We start from the raw sequence: 19,759 nt of genomic DNA, 5'->3' as shown, positions 1-19,759 counted from the left end.
GATCCCCGCGGGGAGTGACTCGGCCAGCGGCAGCTCGGGTGCGTCGTGGACCGCCAGCGCGGCGCCGGCGTTGAGCAGCACCGCGTCGCGCACCGGGCCGGCCTCACCGGCGAGCAGCCGTCGGACCACCTCGGCGTTGTGGGCGGCGTCGCCGCCGCGCAGCGCCTCCGCGTCGGCCCGCGGGAGCCCGAGGGCCCCGGGGTCGACGGTGGTCTCCCGGACCTCGCCGGCGTGGACCCACCACAGCCGCGAGGTCGTGGTGGTGGTGAGCTCGTCGAGGCCGTCGTCGCCGCGGAACACCCACGCGTCGACACCGCGCCGCGCGAAGACCCCGGCCATCACCGGCGCCATCCTCGCGTCGGCGCAGCCGATCGCCTGGGCGTGGGCGCGGGCCGGGTTGGTGAGCGGGCCGAGGAAGTTGAACGTCGTGCCGATGCCGAGCTCGCGCCGGGGCACCGCGGCGTACCGCATCGCCGGGTGGAACGCGGCCGCGAAGCAGAACGTGATGCCGGCCTCCTCCGCGATCGCGGCGACGCGGTCGGCGGGGAGGTCCAGCCGGATGCCGAGGCTCTCGAGCACGTCGGCGGATCCAGACTGCGAGGACGCCGACCGGTTGCCGTGCTTGACGACGCGGGCGCCCGCACCCGCGGCGACGATCGCCGACATCGTGGAGATGTTCACCGACATCGACCGGTCGCCGCCCGTGCCGACGACGTCGAGGAGCCGGCCGGGCACCGTGATCGGGGTCGCCCGGGCGTACATGCTCTCGACGAGCCCGCTGACCTCCTCGACGGTCTCACCCTTGGCGCGCAACGCCACGGCGAAACCGGCGATCTGGGCGACGGTGGCCTCGCCGGCGAGGATCTCCCCCATCGCCCAGGCGGTCTGGTCGGCGCTGAGGTCCCTGCCCCCCACGAGGGCGCCGAGGACCTCCGGCCAGCTGCTCACGTGCGTGCAGGCACGTGCGGGCGCAGCAGGGAGACCACCGTCTCGGCCAGCTGGATCGGGTCCAGCGGGTGGGGTACGGCGGCCTCGGCGCGCGACCACGTCGCGAGCCAGGCGTCCTGGGGCCGACCGGTGAGCACCACGATCGGCGGGCACTGGTAGACCTCGTCCTTGAGCTGCTTGGCGATGCCCATACCGCCGGCGGGCACGGCCTCGCCGTCGAGGATCGCCAGGTCGATGCCGCCGGCGTCGAGGTTCGCGATCACGACCGGCTCGGTGGCGACCTCGACGTACTCCAGCTCGGGCAGGTCCGGGTGCGGCCGCCGGCCGAGCGCCAAGATGACCTGCTGCCGGGTGTTCACGTCGTCGCTGTAGACCAGCACGCGCAGGGCGCTCCGCTGGGAGGTCGAGTCGGTCACGCCCGCGATGTTACTAGGGCCCGTCCCCGCGGGTCGGGGTGTCCCCCGATGCGGCCCGTTCCCTCGCCTCCAGCAGGTCCAGGCGCCGGTCCTCGCGCCGGGCCTCCTGGAGGGAGGAGCGCACCCACTGGGTGAACAGCGCCGCGAACAGCGCCAGCGCGATCAGGTCGCCCGAGCCCCACAGGATCCCGCCCGCCAGGTGCTGGTCGTCCGCGGGGTCGGGCAGCCACGCCCCCATCGGCCCCTCGTGCAGCTCGGGGTACCAGGTCCCGCCGAGCAGGTCGTCCTGGCCCATGATCGTCACGCCGAGGAACGCGTGGAACGGCAGCGTCATCACCACCAGGAGCATCCGGAACGGGTAGGCCACCCGCCCCGGCACCGGGTCGACGCCGAGGATCGGCCAGAAGAACAGCGCCCCGACGAGCACCAGGTGGATGTGCATCATCTCGTGGACGTACGCCGAGTGCAGGCTGGCGGAGTACCACCCGCTGAAGTACAGCGCCCACGGGGAGACGATGTAAAGCGCGAACGCCAGCGGCGGGAACGACAGCACCTTCGCGACGCGGGAGTGCAGCACCACGAGCAGCCAGCGCCGCGGCCGGGCGGGCAGGGTGCGCAGCGCCAGCGTGACCGGCGCCCCCAGCGCGAGGGCCATCGGCACCAGCATCGACAAGATCATGTGCTGGACCATGTGGACGCTCAGCAGCGTCAGGTCGTACGTCGCGAGGCCGGAGCTGGTGGCGAAGTAGAACGAGCCCATCCCCAGCCCGACGAACGCCAGCGTGCGCCCGACCGGCCAGTGGTCGCCGCGCCGGCGCAGGACCAGGGTCCCGTAGACGTAGAGCCCCGCGACCCAGGCCGTCAGGACGAACGACACTGGTTCCAGCGACCACCCCGTCAGGAGGGTTGAGGCAGTGAACCGGGGAAGGTCGCCGGTGCCCTCGGCGAGGGTCGCGACCGCGGTGTGGAGCACGGTCTGAACTCTAGGACCACGCGACACGGGCCCCCCGGGGTGCCCTCCTGCCCAAGTCACGACATAATGACGCCCGTGGCGACTGCAACCGCGATTCCGGCATCCCGTCTGCACGGGCACCACGACCGTCCGAGCATGGTCAGTGTGGGGACCATCATCTGGCTCTCCAGCGAGCTGATGTTCTTCGCGGCACTGTTCGCCGCCTACTTCACGATCCGGTCGGTGAGCCCGGACCTGTGGTCGCAGAACACCGAGCACCTCAACGTGCCGTTCGCCTCGGTGAACACCACGATCCTGGTGCTCTCCTCCCTCACCTGCCAGCTCGGCGTGTTCGCCGCCGAGCGCGGCCAGGTCGGCCGCACCGGATCGGTGTTCAACGTCGCCGGGTGGGGGCTGCGCGAGTGGTTCGTGCTCACCTACATCATGGGCGCGGTCTTCATCGGCGGGCAGGCCACCGAGTACGCCGAGCTGATCCGCGAGAACATCACGATCCAGGACTCGGCGTACGGCACGATGTTCTACCTGACCACCGGCTTCCACGGTCTGCACGTGACCGGCGGTCTCATCGCCTTCCTCTTCGTCCTCGGCCGCACGTTCGTGGCGCGCAAGTTCACCCACGAGCAGGCGGTGAGCGCGATCGTCGTCTCCTACTACTGGCACTTCGTCGACGTGGTGTGGATCGGCCTCTTCGCGACCATCTACCTCGTCCAGTAGCCCCCGCCCGCAGCACGACCAACCGCAAGGACTGAATTGTGCGTCTCCTGAACCGTTCCGCCGGTCGCCTCTCCAGGCACCGTCGCGGACCGCTCGCCGGCCTCGCCGTGGTGCTCCTCGGCCTGTTGCTGACCGGTGGGCTCTACACGGTGTTCTCCCCCGCGCAGGCGGGCTCCGCAGCGGCCAGCGAGGAGCAGATCGCGCAGGGCCGCGAGCTGTTCCTGGTCAGCTGCTCGTTCTGCCACGGCCAGAACGGCGAGGGCATGCGCAGCCAGGACGGCAACCAGCTCGGTCCCTCGCTGGTCGGCGTGGGCGCGGCCGCCGTCGACTTCCAGGTCGGCACCGGCCGGATGCCGATGGCGCGGCCGGGCGCCCAGGTGCCCCGCAAGCCCGAGACGTTCGACCAGGACGAGATCGCCGCGCTCGCGGCGTACGTCGCCTCGCTCGGCCCCGGCCCGGCGATCCCCGACGAGAGCGACTACAGCCTCGAGGGGATGTCCGACGAGGAGCGTCAGCAGGCGATCACCAACGGCGGCCAGATCTTCTTGACCAACTGCACCGCCTGCCACAACTTCGAGGGCTCCGGCGGCGCGATGCCGCGCGGCGGCTTCGCCCCCAAGATCCGCGGCGTCGAGCCCCGCTACATCTACGAGGCCCTCCTGACCGGCCCGCAGAACATGCCGAACTTCACCAACGGCAACCTCTCGCCGGACGAGAAGCGCGACGTGATCGCCTACCTGGGCTCGCTCGAGGACATGCCCGACTACGGCGGCTTCGGCCTCGGCGGTCTCGGCCCGGTCCCCGAGGGCCTCGCCGCCTGGGTGCTCGGCATCGGTTCCCTGGTCGGCGCCGCGGTCTGGATCGCCGCGCACACGACCCGCTCGACGAAGAAGAAGGTGGAGGCGTGAGCAGCCACGACAACGGGCACCCCGACGTCCCCGGCCACGAGCTGAGCAACGTCCCGGACGAGGCGCTGGTCAACGACCTCTACGCCAACCCGGGCCTGCCCGAGCACCAGTGGCGCCCGACCGACGTCGACCCCCGGGCGGAGAAGCGCGCCGAGCGCCAGGTGGCCACGCTCTTCGGTCTCTCGGCGGTCTGCACGATCCTGCTGCTGGTCTCCTACTTCGCCTTCGACATCGGCGAGGACCCGGACGTCGTCGGCGGCGTCGGCGCGTCGAACCTGTTCATCGGGCTCTCGCTCGCGGGCGCCCTGCTGTTCATCGGCACCGGCGTCATCCAGTGGGCCCGCAAGCTGATGGCCGACCACGAGATCGTCGAGGCCCGGCACCCGTCGGCGTCCTCGGCCGCCGACCGCGAGGCCACCCTCGCCGCTCTCGACGCGGGGCTCGAGGAGTCCGGCATCGGCCGCCGCCCGCTCGTGCGCAACTCGCTGCTCGGCGCGGTGGGCCTCCTCGGGCTGCCCGCGGTCGTGATGCTGCGCGACCTCGGCCCCACGCCGAGCCAGGTCGCCAAGGACAAGCCCTACCCGGGCGCCGGCATCGAGAACACGATCTGGGAGAAGGGCATGCGCGTCGTCCGCGACGTCGTCGGCACGCCCATCCGCCCCGCCGACCTCGAGATCGGCGACCTCGTCAACGCCGAGCCCGAGGGCATCTTCAACGGCGGCGAGGACGGCGAGCCGCTCGAGGGCCTCGCCCTGCAGGTCAACAAGTCCAAGGGCGCGGTCGTCGTCGTGCGCATGGAGCCCGAGGAGATCACCCCGGGCGACGGCCGGGAGAACTGGTCGGTCGACGGGATCGTGTGCTACTCGAAGATCTGCACCCACGTGGGCTGCCCGATCTCGCTCTACGAGCGCACCACCCACCACCTGCTCTGCCCCTGCCACCAGTCGACGTTCGACCTGGCCGACTCGGCCAAGGTCGTCTTCGGCCCGGCGGCCCGGCCGCTGCCGCAGCTGCCGCTCATGGTCGACGACGAGGGCTACCTGGTCGCGCAGAGCGGCTTCACCGAACCCGTGGGACCGAGCTTCTGGGAGCGTGGCTGATCATGGACACCAGCAGGGTCGCCAAGACCAACGCCACGACGGCGGCGACCACGACCAAGCCCAACCGGGCCGGGGCGGTCGCGAACTGGGCCGACGAGCGGCTCGGCCTCGCGACCGCCATGAAGAAGAACCTGCGCAAGGTCTTCCCGGACCACTGGTCCTTCATGCTCGGCGAGATCGCGCTGTGGAGCTTCGTCGTCCTGCTCCTGACCGGCGTCTTCCTGACGCTGTGGTTCACCCCCAGCATGGGCGAGGTCCAGTACAACGGGTCCTACGACCAGCTGCGCGGCATCCACATGTCCGAGGCCTACGCCTCGAGCCTGCGGCTCTCCTTCGACGTGCGCGGCGGCCTGCTGATGCGCCAGATGCACCACTGGGCGGCGATGCTGTTCGTCGCCTCGATGATGGTGCACCTGCTGCGTGTCTACTTCACCGGCGCCTTCCGCAAGCCCCGCGAGCTGAACTGGGTGATCGGCAGCCTGCTGCTGATCCTCGGCACCCTCGAGGGCTTCACCGGCTACTCCCTGCCCGACGACCTGCTCTCCGGCACCGGCATCCGCGCCGCGGACGGCTTCGTCAAGGCGACGCCGGTGGTCGGCACCTACATGTCGTTCTTCATGTTCGGCGGCGAGTTCCCGGGTGAGTCGATCATCCCGCGCCTCTACGTCGTCCACGTGCTGCTGATCCCGGGCCTGCTGCTCGCGCTGATCGCCGCCCACATGCTGCTGCTCGTCTACCACAAGCACACCCAGTGGCCCGGTCCCGGCCGCACCGAGCACAACGTCGTGGGCTTCCCGATGCTGCCGGTGTACGCCGCGAAGGCCGGCGGGTTCTTCTTCATCGTCTTCGGCGTCACCGCGCTCATGGGTGCGCTGCTGTCGATCAACCCGGTGTGGAAGTACGGGCCCTACGACCCCTCGAAGGTCACCGCGGGCTCCCAGCCCGACTGGTACATGGGCTGGCCGGACGGCGCGCTGCGCATCATGCCCGGTCTGGAGTCCCACTTCTGGGGGATCACGATCAGCTGGAACGTCATGCTGCCGATCCTGATCCTGCCGGTGGTGATGTTCACGATCGTGATGCTGCTGCCGTTCCTGGACGCCTGGATCACCGGCGACAAGCGAGACCACCACTTGCTGGAGCGGCCGCGCAACGCACCGACGCGCACCGCGCTGATGGTGGCGCTGATGACGATGTACGGCCTGTTCTGGATCGCCGGCGGCAACGACATCATCGCGATCAAGCTGCACGCGAGCATCAACCAGATCACCTACTTCCTCCGGGTCGCGGTGTTCGTCGGTCCGGTGATCGCGTTCGTGGTGACCCGCCGCTGGTGCATCTCGCTGCAGCGCAAGGACAACGAGACGCTGCTGCACGGCTACGAGACCGGCATCATCATGCGCTCGGCCGAGGGCGGCTACTCCGAGAAGCACCTGCCGCTCTCGTCCACCCGCGCCTACACGCTCGCCGCGCGCGACCGTGACCCGGTGCCGGTGGACCACCAGCACGACGAGGACGTCAACGGGATCCCCGCCCCCAGCGGTGGTCGCGTCGCTGCCCTGCGCCACCGGCTGCGGACCCTCTGGTACGCCGACAACGTGCAGAAGCCGACCGTCGAGGAACTCGAGGCCGGCCACCACCACGCCGAGCACGAGCACGAGCTCCAGGCGGGCGTGGAGGGCCACGCGGCCGACGGCCACCAGTTCGACGGCCACCACCTCGTCGAGGACGAGAGCCTGCGCCAGCACTGACCGGCGCCGGACGGCTCCACGCGCAGAGGCCGCCCACTCCCCCACCCGGGAGTCGGGCGGCCTTCGTGCGTGCCCCACCCGCCAGCCCGCCGACTCGGCGCCAATGCAGCCCGCCAGCCTGCCGACTCGGCGCCAATGCAGCCCGCCGGCCTGCCGACTCGGCGCCAGTGCAGCCCGCCGGTCGAGTTCGCGGCGGGCTCGCACTGCAGTAGCGCCGACTCACGCCCCCACAAACCTGCAGTAGCGCCGACTCGCGCCCCCACAAACCTGCAGTAGCGCCGACTCGAGCCCTCACGGGCGGGCGGTCAGGACAGCGCGGAGCCCTGGCGGTACTGCTGGAAGGACTCGTTCCAGTCGCCGTAGCCGTTGGTGAGGGTCATCTGCCGGTCGGTGCCGGTGTACTCGACCACGTCGCCGCGACGCGACATCGCATAGAGCCAGCCGGCGTTGTCGGTGCTCATGCCCGTGCACCCGTGGGAGACGTTGGCGTAGCCCTGGGAGCCGACCGACCAGGGTGCGGCGTGGATGAACTCACCGGAGTAGGTCACCCGCATCGCCCACTGGACGTTGTCGATGTCGTAGGCATCGGCGCTGCCGGCGGGGATGCCGACGGTCTCGGAGTTCATCCGCTTGCTGTCGAACTTCTCGATGATCACCTTGACCCCGGAGCGGGTCGTGAAGCCGGGCTTGCCCGTGGTGATCGGGAGCGTGCGCAGCAGCTTGCCGTTGCTGAAGACCCGCATCTGGTGGGTCTGCGCGTTCACCCGGTAGATGTGGGCGTCGCCGACGTGGAAGTCGAGCTGCCGGCTCTCCTGGCCGTAGATGCCGTTGCCGGCCGGCACGCTGTTGACGTCGATGTCGACGTGCACGTCGGTGTCGGCCCGCCAGTAGGTCTTGGGGCGCCAGTGCGCCTCGGTGTCGCTCATCCAGTGCCAGGCGCCCGGCTGGCTGGGCGTGGACGTCACGGTCATGTGCCGCTCGAACGCCGCCTTGTCGGTCACCGGGACGTCGAAGGTGACGATCACGGGCATGCCCACGCCGACCGTCTCGCCCTCCAGCGGCGCCACCGACGGGTAGGTCTGCTGGTCGAGCGTGAGGTCCTGGGTCGTGAACTTCGAGGTACGCCGGACCTGGGTGCCGTCGGTCCGCTCGGCGACCGTGGTCATCGTGTAGGCCGTCCCGGGCTCGAGCCGTCCGGTCGCGACCCAGCGGGTGCCGTCGGCGCGGACCTCGCCGGGCAGCCTGCCGGCCGCCGAGGTGACCGCGACCGAGTCGATCGAGCCGCCCCGGGCCTTGACCGAGACCGCCTGGTCGACGGGCACGCCCGTGGCACCCTTGTCGATGCTCGAGACCAGCCGCAGGGCGGGGGCCTCGGAGGCGTCCGAGCTCGGGTCGTCACCGGTGACCGCGGAGGCGCCCGGCAGGTCGTCGGACTGGCAGGCCGTCAGCGTCAGCGCTGCGGCGACCGCGACGGCGGCTAGCGCGCGAGCGCGCGAACGACTCTCGGACATGCTGGAACTCCCCGTGACGAGCGTGTGGTCCTGCCGCCAAGCCTAACCGGCGGCACCCACACCGCCGATTCGTCGACGGCGTCCGGACTCAGTGCGCGTGCTCGCCGCGGTAGTACTCGAAGATCCAGCCGCTGAGCGCGACCGCACCGAGCACCACCCCGATGATGAACAGCCACCACGCCGCGAGCGCGACCGCGTAGACCATCACGCCGAGCGTCAGCGCGCACCACAGCGGCCACCAGGAGTACGGCGGGAAGAAGCCCAGCTCCCCCGCGCCGTCGGCGATCTCGCCGTCCTTGCGGTCCTCCGGACGCGGGTCCATCTTCGCCGCGTGGAACCCGAGGTAGAGCGTCACCATGGCGGCGAGCAGCATCGTCATGGTCAGGGCGGAGGTGCCGGTCCAGTCGGAGGTGATGAACCAGTACGCCGGCGCGATCAGCCCGAAGAAGACCGCGACGATCCCGAAGACCCAGGCCTCGGACTTCATCAGGCGTCACCCTCCGGGTTGGCGTTGCGGTCGCGGAGCATCTCCTCGCGTCCCTCCATGTCTGGGGCGTCGGCCGGCGCGCCCACGCGGGCGGCCTCGTTGTCTTCCAGCTCGATCGCGGCGACCTCCGGGTGGTGCAGGTCGAAGGCCGGGGACTCCGAGCGGATCCGCGGGATCGCGACGAAGTTGTGCCGCGGCGGCGGGCAGCTGGTCGCCCACTCCAGCGAGCGGCCCCAGCCCCACGGGTCGTCGGTGTTGACCAGCGGCGAGCGGCGCGAGATGTAGACGTTGTAGAAGAACGGCAACGTCGAGGCGCCGAGCAGGAACGCGCCGATCGTGGAGACCTGGTTGAGCGTGGTGAAGCCGTCGCCGGGCAGGTAGTCGGCGTAGCGCCGCGGCATGCCCTCGACGCCCAGCCAGTGCTGCACGAGGAACGTGGTGTGGAACCCGATGAACAGCAGCCAGAAGTGCAGCTTGCCCAGGCGCTCGTCGAGCATCCGGCCGGTGAACTTCGGCCACCAGTAGTAGAAGCCGGCGAACATCGCGAACACCACGGTGCCGAACACGACGTAGTGGAAGTGCGCGACCACGAAGTAGGAGTCCGACACGTGGAAGTCCAGCGGCGGGCTGGCCAGGATCACGCCGGTGAGGCCGCCGAACAGGAACGTCGTCAGGAAGCCGATCGACCAGAGCATGGGGGTGTCGAACGAGATGGATCCGCCCCACATCGTCCCGATCCAGTTGAAGAACTTCACTCCGGTCGGTACGGCGATCAGGAACGTCATGCCGGAGAAGAACGGCAGGTCCACGGCGCCGGTGACGAACATGTGGTGCGCCCACACCGCGACCGAGAGCACCGCGATGCCGAGGGTCGCGCCGACGAGGCCGATGTAGCCGAAGACCGGCTTGCGGCTGAACACCGGCAGGATCTCGGTGACGATGCCGAAGAACGGCAGCGCGATGATGTAGACCTCGGGGTGGCCGAAGAACCAGAACAGGTGCTGCCACAAGATCGCGCCACCGTGCGAGGTGTCGAAGACGTGCGCGCCGAGCTGGCGGTCGGCCTCGAGCGCGAGCAGCGCGCCGGCGAGCACCGGGAACACGATCAGCGCGAGCAGGCTGGTGACCAGCGTGTTCCACACGAAGATCGGCATCCGGAACATCGTCATGCCGGGCGCGCGCATGCAGATGATCGTGGTGATGAAGTTGACCGCGCCGAGGATCGTGCCGAGGCCGGCCATCCACAGACCCATGATCCACAGGTCGCCGCCGACGCCGGGCGAACGGACCGCGTCGGAGAGCGGGGTGTAGGCGAACCAGCCGAAGTCGGCCGCGCCGGAGGGGGTGAGGAAGCCGGAGGCGGCGATCAGGCCACCGAAGAGGAACAGCCAGTAGCTGAGCATGTTCAGGCGCGGGAACGCGACGTCGGGCGAGCCGATCTGCAGCGGCATGATCACGTTCGCGAACCCGAAGAACAGCGGCGTCGCGAACAGCAGCAGCATGATCGTGCCGTGCATCGTGAACAGCTGGTTGTAGACCTCGTCGTTCACGACCTGCATGCCCGGGTAGGCGAGCTCGGAGCGGATCAGCATGGCCATCAGGCCGCCGATCAGGAACCAGCTGAACGAGGTCCCGAGGTAGAGCTTGCCGATCACCTTGTGGTCGGTGGTCGTGAGGATCCGCGCGATCTGCTCACCCAGCCGCGGTCGCGCCGTGACGTGGGTGGACGGTACTGCGGTGGCGGTCACTGCGCGCCCTCCTCGGACTCGGTGCCGGAGTCGAGCCCGGCCTGGGTGTCGGCGTACGCGCCGCCCAGCAGCGGGGCCTGCGACGTCGCGCCGGCGTCCTGGAGCTGCTGGAGGTAGGCGTCGTACTCCTCGGGGCTGACGACCTTGACGTTGAAGAGCATCCGCGAGTGGTAGACGCCGCAGAGCTCGAAGCACTTGCCGGCGAACTCGCCGGTGCGGCTCGGGGTGATCTCGTAGTGGTTCACCCGGCCGGGGATGACGTCCATCTTGAGCAGGAACGCCGGGACGCTGAGGTCGTGGATGACGTCCGGGGAGTGCAGGTTGAACCGCGTGGTCTCGCCCACCGGCAGCACCAGCGTCGGGATGTAGGAGGCGGTGCCCGACTCATGGACGTAGGAGGAGTACGGGAAGTTGTCGTCCGCGGCGTCGTCGTTGGCCGACGCGTCCTGCTCGCCGATGCCGTAGTTGAACGTCCACGACCACTGCTGGCCGACGACCTCGATCGTGTTGTCGACCGGGAGGTCGTCGTCGAGGACCGCGTTCTGGACGTCCACGGTCTTGGCGAAGAACACGATCACCATGATGATCGGCGCGATCGTGTAGAAGATCTCCAGCGGCAGGTTGTAGCGCGTCTGGACGGGGATCTCGTCCTCGCTGCGGCGCCGGAAGCGCCAGATCGCGTAGAAGATCAGTCCCCAGACGATGACGCCGGTCACCAGCGCGGCGATCCAGGCGCCCTGCCACAGGTTGAGGATGTGCTCACCCTGCTCGGAAGCGGGATCGGGCATCGCCAACCGCTCCCACTCGCCCTGAGTGTCGGACGAGCAGCCACCCAGCACGAGTACGCCGGCACCGATCGCGGCCAGGCCGGTCACCCGGCGAGCTGCCCCGCGGCTGCGGGCGGCACGCTTGGGGAGTTGCAGACTCAACGTCTGAGCCTCTCTCTCAACGAACACGGATGTTGCGAACACTAGCGGAATCCCAGGACCTAAGACCCGGCGGGGGGCCCATGTCCTGGGACGAGTCCCGGGACCTTCTACCCACCGGTCACCCCGTTCGGTGCCCGGGCGCGCGCCCGGCGCCCCTCCGGATAGGTTCGGGGACGTGAGCAGCGCCGACCCCTCGCGCCTCCCGGGCCGCCCGGTCTACCTCGACGCGGCGTCCTCCGAGCCGCTGCACCCGGCCGCCCGCGACACGCTCCTCGCCGCCCTCGAGCGGGGGTACGCCGACCCGCGGCGGCTGCACGGGCCGGGCCGGGACGCCCGCCTGCTGCTCGACAACGCCCGCGCGGTCGTCGCCGAGTGCCTCGGGGTGCGCCCCGACGAGGTCACGTTCACCTCCTCCGGCACCGAGGCGGTCCACCGTGGCCTCTTGGGGCTGCGCCGCGGCGCCTCGTCGGCGAACGGGCCGGCCGGCGAGGCCCGGATCGGGTACGCCGCGGTCGAGCACTCCGCGGTCGTCCACGCGGCCCGGTGGGGCGGCCCCGCGCCCCTCGAGGCCCCGGTCGACCGGCTCGGGCGGGTCGACCCGGACGCGTTCGCGGGGGCCGACGTCGTCGCGCTGCAGTCGGCCAACCACGAGGTCGGCACACTGCAGCCGGTCGACGACGTGGCTCCCGGCGTACCGCTCTTCGTCGACGCGTGTGCCTCGATGGGTCGGCTGCCGCTCCCGGACCGGTGGGACGCGGCGGCGGGATCGGCGCACAAGTGGGGCGGGCCGGCCGGTATCGGGATCCTCCTGGTCCGCAAGGGCACCCGCTGGCTCAACCCGTTCCCCGGCGACGACCGGGTCGACGAGCGAGCCGGCGGCTTCGAGAACGTGCCCGCCGCCCTCGCCGCGGCCGCCGCGCTCCAGGCGGTCGTCGGCGAGCGCGCCGAGCTCAACGCCCGCCACCACGCCCTGGTCGACCGGATCCGCGCCACCGCGGCCGCGATCCCGGACGTCGAGGTCGTCGGCGACCCCGTCGACCGGCTCCCCCACCTGGTGACCTTCTCCTGCCTCTACGTCGACGGCGAGGCGCTGGTCACCGAGCTCGACCGGCGCGGCTACGGCGCGGCCAGCGGATCGGCGTGCACGGCCTCGACGCTGACCCCGAGCCGCGTCCTGGAGGCGATGGGTGTGCTCACTCATGGCAACCTGCGGGTCTCGCTGACCCGCGCGACCACCGAGGAGGACGTCGACGGCTTCCTCGCCGCGCTCCCCCACGTCGTCCGCGACATCCGCGCCGAGGCGGGGCTGTGATCGCCGACCTCGAGCTCGACTGCCGCGGCCTGCGCTGCCCGCTGCCGGTCATCGAGCTCGGCAAGAGGTACGCCGACGTCCCGGTCGGCGGCGTCGTCGCCGTGCTCGCCGACGACGTGGCGGCACGCACGGACATCCCGGCCTGGTGCCGCATGCGCGGCCAGGAGTACGCCGGCGAGGACCCCGCCGGGCGCTACCTGGTGCGCCGGCTCAGCTGAGCCGCTTGAGGTGCGGCGCGAGGTCGTCGGCCGCGGCCGCGCCGTACGACTCCTCGATGCGGCCCAGGAACTGCGCCGGCGTGAACGCGTACTCCTGGGTGCCCACGGTCTCGACGACGTACGCCGCCAGCACGCACCCGACCTGCGCCGCCCGCTCGAGCCCGACCCCCCACGCCAGGGCACCGAGGAACCCGGCCCGGAACGCGTCGCCGACCCCGGTCGGCTCGACCGCGGGCACGTTCTTGGCGGCGTGCAGCTCGATCGGGTCCTCGCCCTTGCGGAGGATGCGGACGCCGTCCTTGCCGAGCGTGGTGACCTGCACGCCGACCCGGTCGAGCACCTCGTCGGTCGACCAGCCGGTCTTCTGCTCGATCATCGCCGACTCGTACTCGTTGGAGAACAAGATCGCGGCGCCGTCGATCAGGCTGCGGATCAGCTCCCCGCCGCTGAACGCGAGCTGCTGGCTGGGGTCGGCGATGAACGGGTACCCGCGCTGGCGGCACTCGTCGGTGTGGCGCAGCATGCCCTCGGGGTCGTCGGCGCCGATGAGCACGTACTCCGGGTGACCGACGCGCGACACGATCGGCGCCAGCTCGATCAACCGCGCCTCGCTCATCGCACCCGGGTAGAACGACGCGATCTGCGCGCCGGTCGGGTCGGTCGTGCACACGAACCGCGCCGTGTGCCGGGTCTCGGAGATCCGCACGTGTCCGCAGTCGACGCCGTGCCGCTCCAGCCACGAGCGGTAGTCGGCGAAGTCCTCGCCGGCCGCCCCGACCAGCACCGGCCGGACGCCCAGCTGGCCGAGTCCGAAGCACATGTTGGCGGCGACGCCGCCGCGGCGGATCTCGAGGTCCTCGACGAGGAACGAGACCGAGAGCTTGTCCAGCTGCTCGACCACCAGCGAGTCGGCGAACTTGCCTTGGAAGGTCATCAGGTGGTCGGTGGCGATGGAGCCGGTGATCAGCAGCGACATGCGCAGAAGACTACGCAGAAGACTACTGAGCGGTACCGCTACGGGTACCCATCGGTAGCGCGTAGCGTCGCATCCATGACCGACGAGCGCCGCGCACCCCGACTCGCGTACGACGACCCCGCGACCCCCGAGGAGATGCGTGCCGACTGCCGGGCGGCGGGTGCGAACCTCCACCTGGAGCGCGCCGTACGCGCGGTCGCCCGCCCGGCCCCCTCGCTGTACTTCGAGGACTACCCCCGCGAGCTGCCCAAGCGCGAGATCGAGATCTCCGAGGCCGCCGCCCGCCTCGCCGGCGCCCTCAACCTCCAGCTCGACGGCGACTGACCGCAGGCCATGACGACGCAGAAGGCCCCGCCGGCACTGCCGGCGGGGCCTTCTGCGTCGTCAGCTCAGTGGAACGAGTCGCCGCAGGCGCAGGAGCCGGTGGCGTTGGGGTTGTCGATCGTGAAGCCCTGCTTCTCGATCGAGTCGACGAAGTCGATCGTCGCGCCGTTGAGGTAGGGGACGCTCATCCGGTCGACCACGACGGAGACGCCGTCGAAGTCGGTGACCACGTCGCCGTCCAGGCTGCGCTCGTCGAAGAACAGCTGGTAGCGCAGGCCCGAGCAGCCGCCCGGCTGCACGGAGATGCGCAGCGACAGGTCGTCGCGGCCCTCCTGCTCGAGGAGGCTCTTCACCTTGGCGGCGGCCACGGGGCTCAGGTTGATGGAGTCCGTACGGCGCTCGGTGGTGGTCTCGACCTGCTCGGTCATGTGCGGTTCTCCCAAGTTCGGTGGAAGGGTGTTGCTCGATCAACTACTCGATCAATGGTCGCACACGCCCGGTTATTCCGCTCACCGGTGTGACCAGGTCCGCGCGACCCGTTCCGCGAGGTCGGCGAGCGCCCCGGCCGGGTCGCCGAACGCCCGCTCCTCCCCGATCAGGTCGACCAGCGAGTACGCCGACTCGATGCCCAGCGCCCGCATCTCCCGGGAGCCCACCAGCACCTGCCCCGCCAGCGCCACGCACGGCCGCAGCGCCTCGGCGGCGATCTCCGCGACCCCGTAGGGCACCTTGCCGGACCGGCTGGAGAAGTCGAACGCGCCCTCGCCGGTGATCACGAGGTCCGCCTGCCGCGCCCGCTCGGGCAGCCGCACCACGTCGGCGACCAGTCCGATGCCGGGCTCGCGGGTGGCGCCCAGGAGCAGCAGCGCGAACCCGAGGCCCCCCGCCGCGCCGGCCCCCTTCTCCAGGGACACCCGCCGGTCGGTGGCGACGGCGAGCTCCTCGAGCCACCCGTCGAGCACGGGGAGGCGCTCCTCCGCCAGCCCCTTCTGGGGCCCGTACACCTTCGTGGCGCCGAACAGGCCGGTCAGCGGGTTGTCCACGTCGGTCGCGGCCACCAGCGGCAGCGGGTAGGCCGGCAGCTCGACCCGCGACACCCCCGCGAGCCCGGCGACGCCCGCGTCGAGCGGCCGGTCGGCGGTCGCACCGAGCGCGGCGAGCAGGCCGGCGCCGCCGTCGTTGGTCCCGCTGCCGCCGAGCCCGACGACGACCCGCTCCGCGCCGGCACCGGCGGCCGCCAGCAGCAGCTCCCCGACGCCGTACGTCGTCGCGGACTCGGCACCCTCGCGACCGGTCAGGTGGACACCGCAGGCCTGGGCGGCCTCGACGTACGCCGTGTCGCCGGCGATCAGCACCGTCGCGGGTGTGGGCTCCCCGTGCGGTCCGCGCACGGTGACCGCGAGCAGCTCGCCGCCCAGCGTGGCGTGCAGCACGTCGACGAACCCGGGTCCGCCGTCGGCCATCGGCGCGAGGTCCAGCTCGTCGTGCGGCGCACGGCGTCGCCAGCCCGTCGCGATGGCCTGCGCCGCCTCGACGGCGGTCAGGGTGCCCGCGAACTTGTCGGGGGCGACCAGGATCCTCATGCGCCTAGTCTGTCGGACGTGCGGATCCGCCCGATGACCCAGGAGGACGTGCCCGCGGCCGAGCGGATCAGCGACGAGGGCTTCTTCGAGCTCGAGAGCCGGACGCGGCGCGTCTCGGCCCCCGAGCCGGTGCGGCGCACGGAGGCCCACCGGGCGGCGTGGATCCGGCGCACCAGCCACCTCGTGGCCACCGATCCCGGCGGCTGCTGGGTCGCCGAGGACGACTCCGGCGTCGTCGGCATCGCGACGTCCTTGCGGCGCGAGGTGCTGTGGTGCCTCGCGACGTACGCCGTGGTGCCGGCTCGGCAGGGCCAGGGCATCGGCAAGCCGCTGCTGGCGGCGGCGCTGCAGCACGGACGGGCCTGCACCCGCCGGATGCTGTCGGCCTCGTCGGACGCCAAGGCGGTGCGGGTCTACCACCAGGCCGGGTTCGCGCTGCACCCGCAGATGTACCTCGCCGGCCGGCTGGACCGCACGCTGCTCCCGGTGGTCGAGAAGGTCCGCGACGGCAGCGCCGCGGACGTGGAGCTGATGGACTCCCTGGACCGGGCGGCGCGCGGCGCCGGCCACGGGCCCGACCACGAGCTGCTGCTCACGACCGCACGCCTGCTGGTCTCGGACACGACGACCGGCTCGGGCTACGCCTACCTCGACGAGCGCGGCCGGCTCGCGCTGCTGGCGGCCTCGAACCGGCGGACGGCGACCCGGCTGCTGTGGGCGGCGCTCGCCGAGGGCCCCGAGGAGGTGACGGTCCCGCACGTCACCGGGGCCAACCAGTGGGTGCTGGACGTGGGGTTCGCGGCCCGCCTGGACGTGCACACCGAGGGCTATCTCGCGCTGCACGGGATGAACCCGCCCGCGCCGTACGTTCACCATGGTGCGCTGCTCTGAGCGACCGACCGCGAGACTAGGATCACGTTCATGACGACGATCGACCTCCCCCTGCTGCCCCTCGGCCGAGGCACCGACCTCAGCAGCGAGCGCGGCGTGGAGTGTCCGGGCGACCTGCCGCCGGCGTCCGACCCGGCCCTCGTCGAGCGCGCCCGGGCGGCCAAGGAGGCGCTGGGCGACAAGGTGTTCGTGCTCGGCCACCACTACCAGCGCGACGAGGTCATCCAGTTCGCCGACGTCACCGGCGACTCGTTCAAGCTGGCCCGCGAGGCCGCGGCCCGGCCGGACGCCGAGTACATCGTGTTCTGCGGCGTGCACTTCATGGCCGAGTCGGCCGACATCCTCACCAGCCCCGCGCAGCAGGTCGTGCTCCCGGACCTCGCCGCCGGCTGCTCGATGGCCGACATGGCCCGGCTGACCCAGGTGGAGATGGCGTGGGACGCCCTCACCGCGGCCGGCGTCGCCGACCAGGTCGTCCCCGTGACGTACATGAACTCCTCGGCCGACATCAAGGCGTTCTGCGGCCGCCACGGCGGCCTGGTCTGCACCTCGAGCAACGCCGAGGTGGCGCTGGAGTGGGCGTTCGAGCAGAAGGCCGACGTCGACGGGGGCACCAAGGTCCTGTTCCTCCCCGACCAGCACCTGGGCCGCAACACCGCGGTGCTGAAGATGGGCCTCAGCCTGGACGACTGCGTCGTGTGGGACCCGATGCAGCCCGGCGGCGGGCTCACCGCCGACCAGCTGCGCGACGCGAAGGTCATCTTGTGGAAGGGCCACTGCTCGGTGCACGGCCGCTTCTCCCCCGACGTCGTCGACGAGCTGCGCGCCACGATCCCCGGCGTGCAGATCCTCGTGCACCCCGAGTGCACCCACGAGGTCGTCACGAAGGCCGACCTGGTGGGCTCCACGGAGTTCATCATCCAGACCATCGAGGCCGCCCCCGCCGGGTCGAGCTGGTCGATCGGCACCGAGCTCAACCTCGTCAAGCGCCTCGCGGCCGCCCACCCGGACAAGAACATCTCGTTCCTCGACAAGACCGTCTGCTACTGCTCGACGATGAACCGCATCGACCTACCCCACCTCGTGTGGGCGCTGGAGTCGCTGGTCGCGGGCACGGTCGTGAACCGGATCGAGGTCGACCCCGAGACCGAGAAGTGGGCGCTGGTCGCCCTCGAGCGGATGCTCGCCCTGCCGGGCAAGACCCACAAGGACTGACCCAGCCCGGTCCGAGAGCGGTCCCAACCTCGATCAGGCCGGCAGCTCGAACCAGGCGCAGGTTCCGCCGTACGCCGCGTCCGTGAGGCCGATGCGGCCGCCGTGCGCCTCGACGATGCGCCGGCAGGTCGACAGGCCGATGCCCGAGCCCTCCACGGAGGCGTCGATGCGCGCCAGGGGCAGGAACACCCGCTCGCGCTGGTCCGGTGCGATGCCGGGGCCGCGGTCGCACACCTCGATCCGCCAGACGTCTCGCACCCGCACCGAGTCGACCTCGACGTGGGCCGGCTCCCCGGGGCGGGTGAACTTCACGGCGTTGGCCACCAGGTTCTGCAGCACCGCCCGCAGGTGGACGGGGTCGCCCGTCACGGTGGGCAGGTCGCCCTCGACGAGCGTGGCGCCCGCGAGCGCGGCGGCCAGGTCGGCGCGGACGTCCGCCAACACCGCCGTTAGGTCCACCGGCACCCGCTGGAGCTCGGCCCCGACCCGCGCGTAGGCGAGCAGGTCGTCGATCAGCGACTGCATCCGTTCGGCGCCGCCGAGCGCCCTCTCGAGGAGGTAGCCGAGCGCGCGGTCGTCCTGGCCGGGCCGTCCCTCCAGGTGCTCGCCGAGCATCCGCAGCGACAGGGTCACCGCGGCGAGGGGATTGCGCAGGTCGTGGCTGACCTGCCCGGCGAAGCCCGCCAGCTGCTCGTTCGAGCGTCTCAGCTCCCGGGTGCGCAGCTCCAGCTCGAGCAGGTCGACGACGCGGTCGGCCAGCCCCGCCAGGGCGCGCTCCTGCTCGTCGCTGAGCTCGCGGGCCACGGTGTCGAAGACGCAGAGCGTGCCGATCACCACGCCGTCGGGGGTGACGAGCTGGTGGGTGGCGTAGAACCGGACATCGCCCAGCGCACCGGTCACGAACGGGTTGTCGCGGAATCGCTCGTCGAGGCTGGCGTCGGGGACCACCACCGGAGCGCCCTCGTGGAGCACCAGGTTGCACATCGAGTCCTCGCGCGCACAGATCGAGGCCTCGAACCCGTGCGTCGCGATCTGGTGCTGCGCGACATCGGTGATCAGGTTGATCGTCGCCATCGGCACCCGGGCCACCTGGGCCGCGATCTCGACCAGCGCGAGCAGGTCCGCGCGCGGCGGGTCGGTCAGGACGACGTACTTCCCGATCTCGGCCACGCGTGCGGCGTCGACAGCGGCGGTCGCGACCATGTACCCCTCCCACGGCAGGTCGAGCCGATCCCTCGAGCCGGAATCTAGTACGCCGCACTCATCGCTGGAAGGTGACCGGCCCACCGCCGGGCCCGGCCGGGCCGGTGCCGATCTGCGGTCGGAAGCCACCCAGGCCGGACCCACCACTCGTGTCACCGGTCGGCACCTCGGCCGAGAGGTCGGCGACCACGATCTCGTCACCGGCCTCGAGGCCGTCGGTGACCTCGATCCGCGACGCGCCCACCAGGCCGGTGGTCACCGGGGTGGTCGACGCGGTGCCGTCGCGGAGCACCGTCACGGTGCCGTCGCGCACCGCCGAGGCCGGCACGGACACCACGTCCTGCGCGGATCCGACGACGACGTCGACCGTGGCCGTCGCCCCGGCCGGCAGCGCCAGGCCGCGCTTGTCCAGGGTGACGGTCACCGCGTAGGTGGTGCTGCCCGTCGAGGTGTCCGGCAGTGCGCTGATCGCGCTCACCCGGGCGGCGTACGACCGCTCGGCGCCCGCCGGGGTGACCGCCGCCTCCTGGCCGACCTCGAGCTGGCGGACCT

Annotated in this window: 21 protein-coding genes; 9 read left to right on the top strand and 12 right to left on the bottom strand. The window is 71.4% G+C overall.

Going from position 1 to position 19,759, the window contains the following annotated elements; genetic code table 11:
- The 3 genes from trpD to VGD85_RS07555 all read right to left on the bottom strand — a co-directional run.
- Window positions 1-948, bottom strand: a 948-nt coding sequence (trpD, locus tag VGD85_RS07565) for an anthranilate phosphoribosyltransferase (protein WP_331062838.1), incomplete at its 3' end; no start/stop codon positions are given.
- Complete coding sequence (locus tag VGD85_RS07560; protein WP_331062837.1) at window positions 945-1,364, bottom strand: hypothetical protein; 420 nt, start codon at window positions 1,362-1,364, stop codon at window positions 945-947. The genes VGD85_RS07560 and trpD, both read right to left, overlap by 4 nt.
- Window positions 1,365-1,377: 13 nt before the next feature.
- A complete protein-coding gene (locus VGD85_RS07555; protein ID WP_331062836.1) occupies window positions 1,378-2,337 on the bottom strand; it encodes a cytochrome c oxidase assembly protein in 960 nt (319 codons plus the stop codon).
- A gap of 66 nt (window positions 2,338-2,403) precedes the next feature.
- Between VGD85_RS07555 and VGD85_RS07550 the strand changes: the two genes are divergently transcribed.
- From VGD85_RS07550 to VGD85_RS07535, 4 genes are read left to right on the top strand one after another with little or no spacing between them, the layout of a single operon-like run.
- Complete coding sequence (locus tag VGD85_RS07550) at window positions 2,404-3,051, top strand: heme-copper oxidase subunit III (protein ID WP_331062835.1); 648 nt, start codon at window positions 2,404-2,406, stop codon at window positions 3,049-3,051.
- 38 nt (window positions 3,052-3,089) lie between these two features.
- Window positions 3,090-3,959: a c-type cytochrome gene (locus VGD85_RS07545; protein ID WP_414690777.1), complete on the top strand. Its 870-nt coding sequence runs from the start codon at window positions 3,090-3,092 to the stop codon at window positions 3,957-3,959.
- Complete coding sequence (locus VGD85_RS07540; protein ID WP_331062834.1) at window positions 3,956-5,059, top strand: ubiquinol-cytochrome c reductase iron-sulfur subunit; 1,104 nt, start codon at window positions 3,956-3,958, stop codon at window positions 5,057-5,059. Before VGD85_RS07545 ends, VGD85_RS07540 begins: the two co-directional genes overlap by 4 nt.
- 2 nt (window positions 5,060-5,061) lie before the next feature.
- Window positions 5,062-6,810, top strand: a complete 1,749-nt coding sequence (locus tag VGD85_RS07535) for a cytochrome bc complex cytochrome b subunit (protein WP_331062833.1) — start codon at window positions 5,062-5,064, stop codon at window positions 6,808-6,810.
- A gap of 305 nt (window positions 6,811-7,115) precedes the next feature.
- On the opposite strand, the gene VGD85_RS07530 is transcribed toward VGD85_RS07535, so the two are convergent.
- From VGD85_RS07530 to coxB, 4 genes are all read right to left on the bottom strand, one after another.
- Window positions 7,116-8,321 (bottom strand): L,D-transpeptidase, encoded by a 1,206-nt coding sequence (locus tag VGD85_RS07530; RefSeq protein WP_331062832.1) that lies wholly within the window; start codon window positions 8,319-8,321, stop codon window positions 7,116-7,118.
- A gap of 88 nt (window positions 8,322-8,409) precedes the next feature.
- On the bottom strand, window positions 8,410-8,808 hold the full coding sequence (locus tag VGD85_RS07525) for a cytochrome c oxidase subunit 4 (protein ID WP_331062831.1): 399 nt from the start codon (window positions 8,806-8,808) through the stop codon (window positions 8,410-8,412).
- A complete protein-coding gene (gene ctaD / locus VGD85_RS07520; RefSeq protein WP_331062830.1) occupies window positions 8,808-10,556 on the bottom strand; it encodes a cytochrome c oxidase subunit I in 1,749 nt (582 codons plus the stop codon). The genes VGD85_RS07525 and ctaD overlap by 1 nt, the downstream gene beginning before the upstream one ends.
- A complete protein-coding gene (coxB, locus tag VGD85_RS07515; RefSeq protein WP_331062829.1) occupies window positions 10,553-11,485 on the bottom strand; it encodes a cytochrome c oxidase subunit II in 933 nt (310 codons plus the stop codon). The genes ctaD and coxB overlap by 4 nt, the downstream gene beginning before the upstream one ends.
- 175 nt (window positions 11,486-11,660) lie before the next feature.
- On the opposite strand from coxB, the gene VGD85_RS07510 reads away from it, so the two are divergent.
- Both VGD85_RS07510 and VGD85_RS07505 read left to right on the top strand, forming a co-directional pair.
- Window positions 11,661-12,797 (top strand): cysteine desulfurase family protein, encoded by a 1,137-nt coding sequence (locus VGD85_RS07510; protein ID WP_331062828.1) that lies wholly within the window; start codon window positions 11,661-11,663, stop codon window positions 12,795-12,797.
- A complete protein-coding gene (locus VGD85_RS07505; RefSeq protein WP_331062827.1) occupies window positions 12,794-13,015 on the top strand; it encodes a sulfurtransferase TusA family protein in 222 nt (73 codons plus the stop codon). The genes VGD85_RS07510 and VGD85_RS07505 overlap by 4 nt, the downstream gene beginning before the upstream one ends.
- Here the strand turns inward: VGD85_RS07505 and VGD85_RS07500 are convergent.
- Window positions 13,008-13,991, bottom strand: a complete 984-nt coding sequence (locus VGD85_RS07500) for a carbohydrate kinase family protein (RefSeq protein ID WP_331062826.1) — start codon at window positions 13,989-13,991, stop codon at window positions 13,008-13,010. The two genes, VGD85_RS07505 and VGD85_RS07500, sit on opposite strands and share 8 nt — an antisense overlap.
- A gap of 75 nt (window positions 13,992-14,066) precedes the next feature.
- Here VGD85_RS07500 and VGD85_RS07495 point away from each other — a divergent pair, with 75 nt between their 5' ends.
- Complete coding sequence (locus VGD85_RS07495) at window positions 14,067-14,315, top strand: hypothetical protein (protein ID WP_331062825.1); 249 nt, start codon at window positions 14,067-14,069, stop codon at window positions 14,313-14,315.
- Window positions 14,316-14,380: 65 nt separating this feature from the next.
- On the opposite strand, the gene erpA is transcribed toward VGD85_RS07495, so the two are convergent.
- Both erpA and VGD85_RS07485 read right to left on the bottom strand, forming a co-directional pair.
- The gene (gene erpA / locus VGD85_RS07490; RefSeq protein WP_331062824.1) at window positions 14,381-14,743 is read right to left on the bottom strand and encodes an iron-sulfur cluster insertion protein ErpA; all 363 of its coding nucleotides are present in this window, start codon (window positions 14,741-14,743) and stop codon (window positions 14,381-14,383) included.
- A gap of 81 nt (window positions 14,744-14,824) precedes the next feature.
- Window positions 14,825-15,898, bottom strand: a complete 1,074-nt coding sequence (locus VGD85_RS07485; RefSeq protein ID WP_331062823.1) for a glycerate kinase — start codon at window positions 15,896-15,898, stop codon at window positions 14,825-14,827.
- An 18-nt stretch (window positions 15,899-15,916) separates the two neighbouring features.
- On the opposite strand from VGD85_RS07485, the gene VGD85_RS07480 reads away from it, so the two are divergent.
- The gene (locus VGD85_RS07480) at window positions 15,917-16,789 is read left to right on the top strand and encodes a GNAT family N-acetyltransferase (RefSeq protein WP_331062822.1); all 873 of its coding nucleotides are present in this window, start codon (window positions 15,917-15,919) and stop codon (window positions 16,787-16,789) included.
- Window positions 16,790-16,819: 30 nt separating this feature from the next.
- Window positions 16,820-18,004: a quinolinate synthase NadA gene (nadA, locus tag VGD85_RS07475; RefSeq protein ID WP_331062821.1), complete on the top strand. Its 1,185-nt coding sequence runs from the start codon at window positions 16,820-16,822 to the stop codon at window positions 18,002-18,004.
- A 33-nt stretch (window positions 18,005-18,037) separates the two neighbouring features.
- Here the strand turns inward: nadA and VGD85_RS07470 are convergent, their stop codons facing one another.
- A complete protein-coding gene (locus tag VGD85_RS07470) occupies window positions 18,038-19,207 on the bottom strand; it encodes a GAF domain-containing sensor histidine kinase (protein ID WP_331062820.1) in 1,170 nt (389 codons plus the stop codon).
- Between the two features lie 58 nt (window positions 19,208-19,265).
- Window positions 19,266-19,759, bottom strand: a 494-nt coding sequence (locus tag VGD85_RS07465; protein WP_414690775.1) for an efflux RND transporter periplasmic adaptor subunit, incomplete at its 5' end; no start/stop codon positions are given.

The sequence above is a fragment of the Nocardioides sp. genome (assembly GCF_036401255.1).
Lineage (GTDB): Bacteria > Actinomycetota > Actinomycetes > Propionibacteriales > Nocardioidaceae > Nocardioides.
The sequence above is the reverse complement of the archived record's forward strand: the minus strand, read 5'-3'. Positions and strand labels throughout refer to the sequence as shown.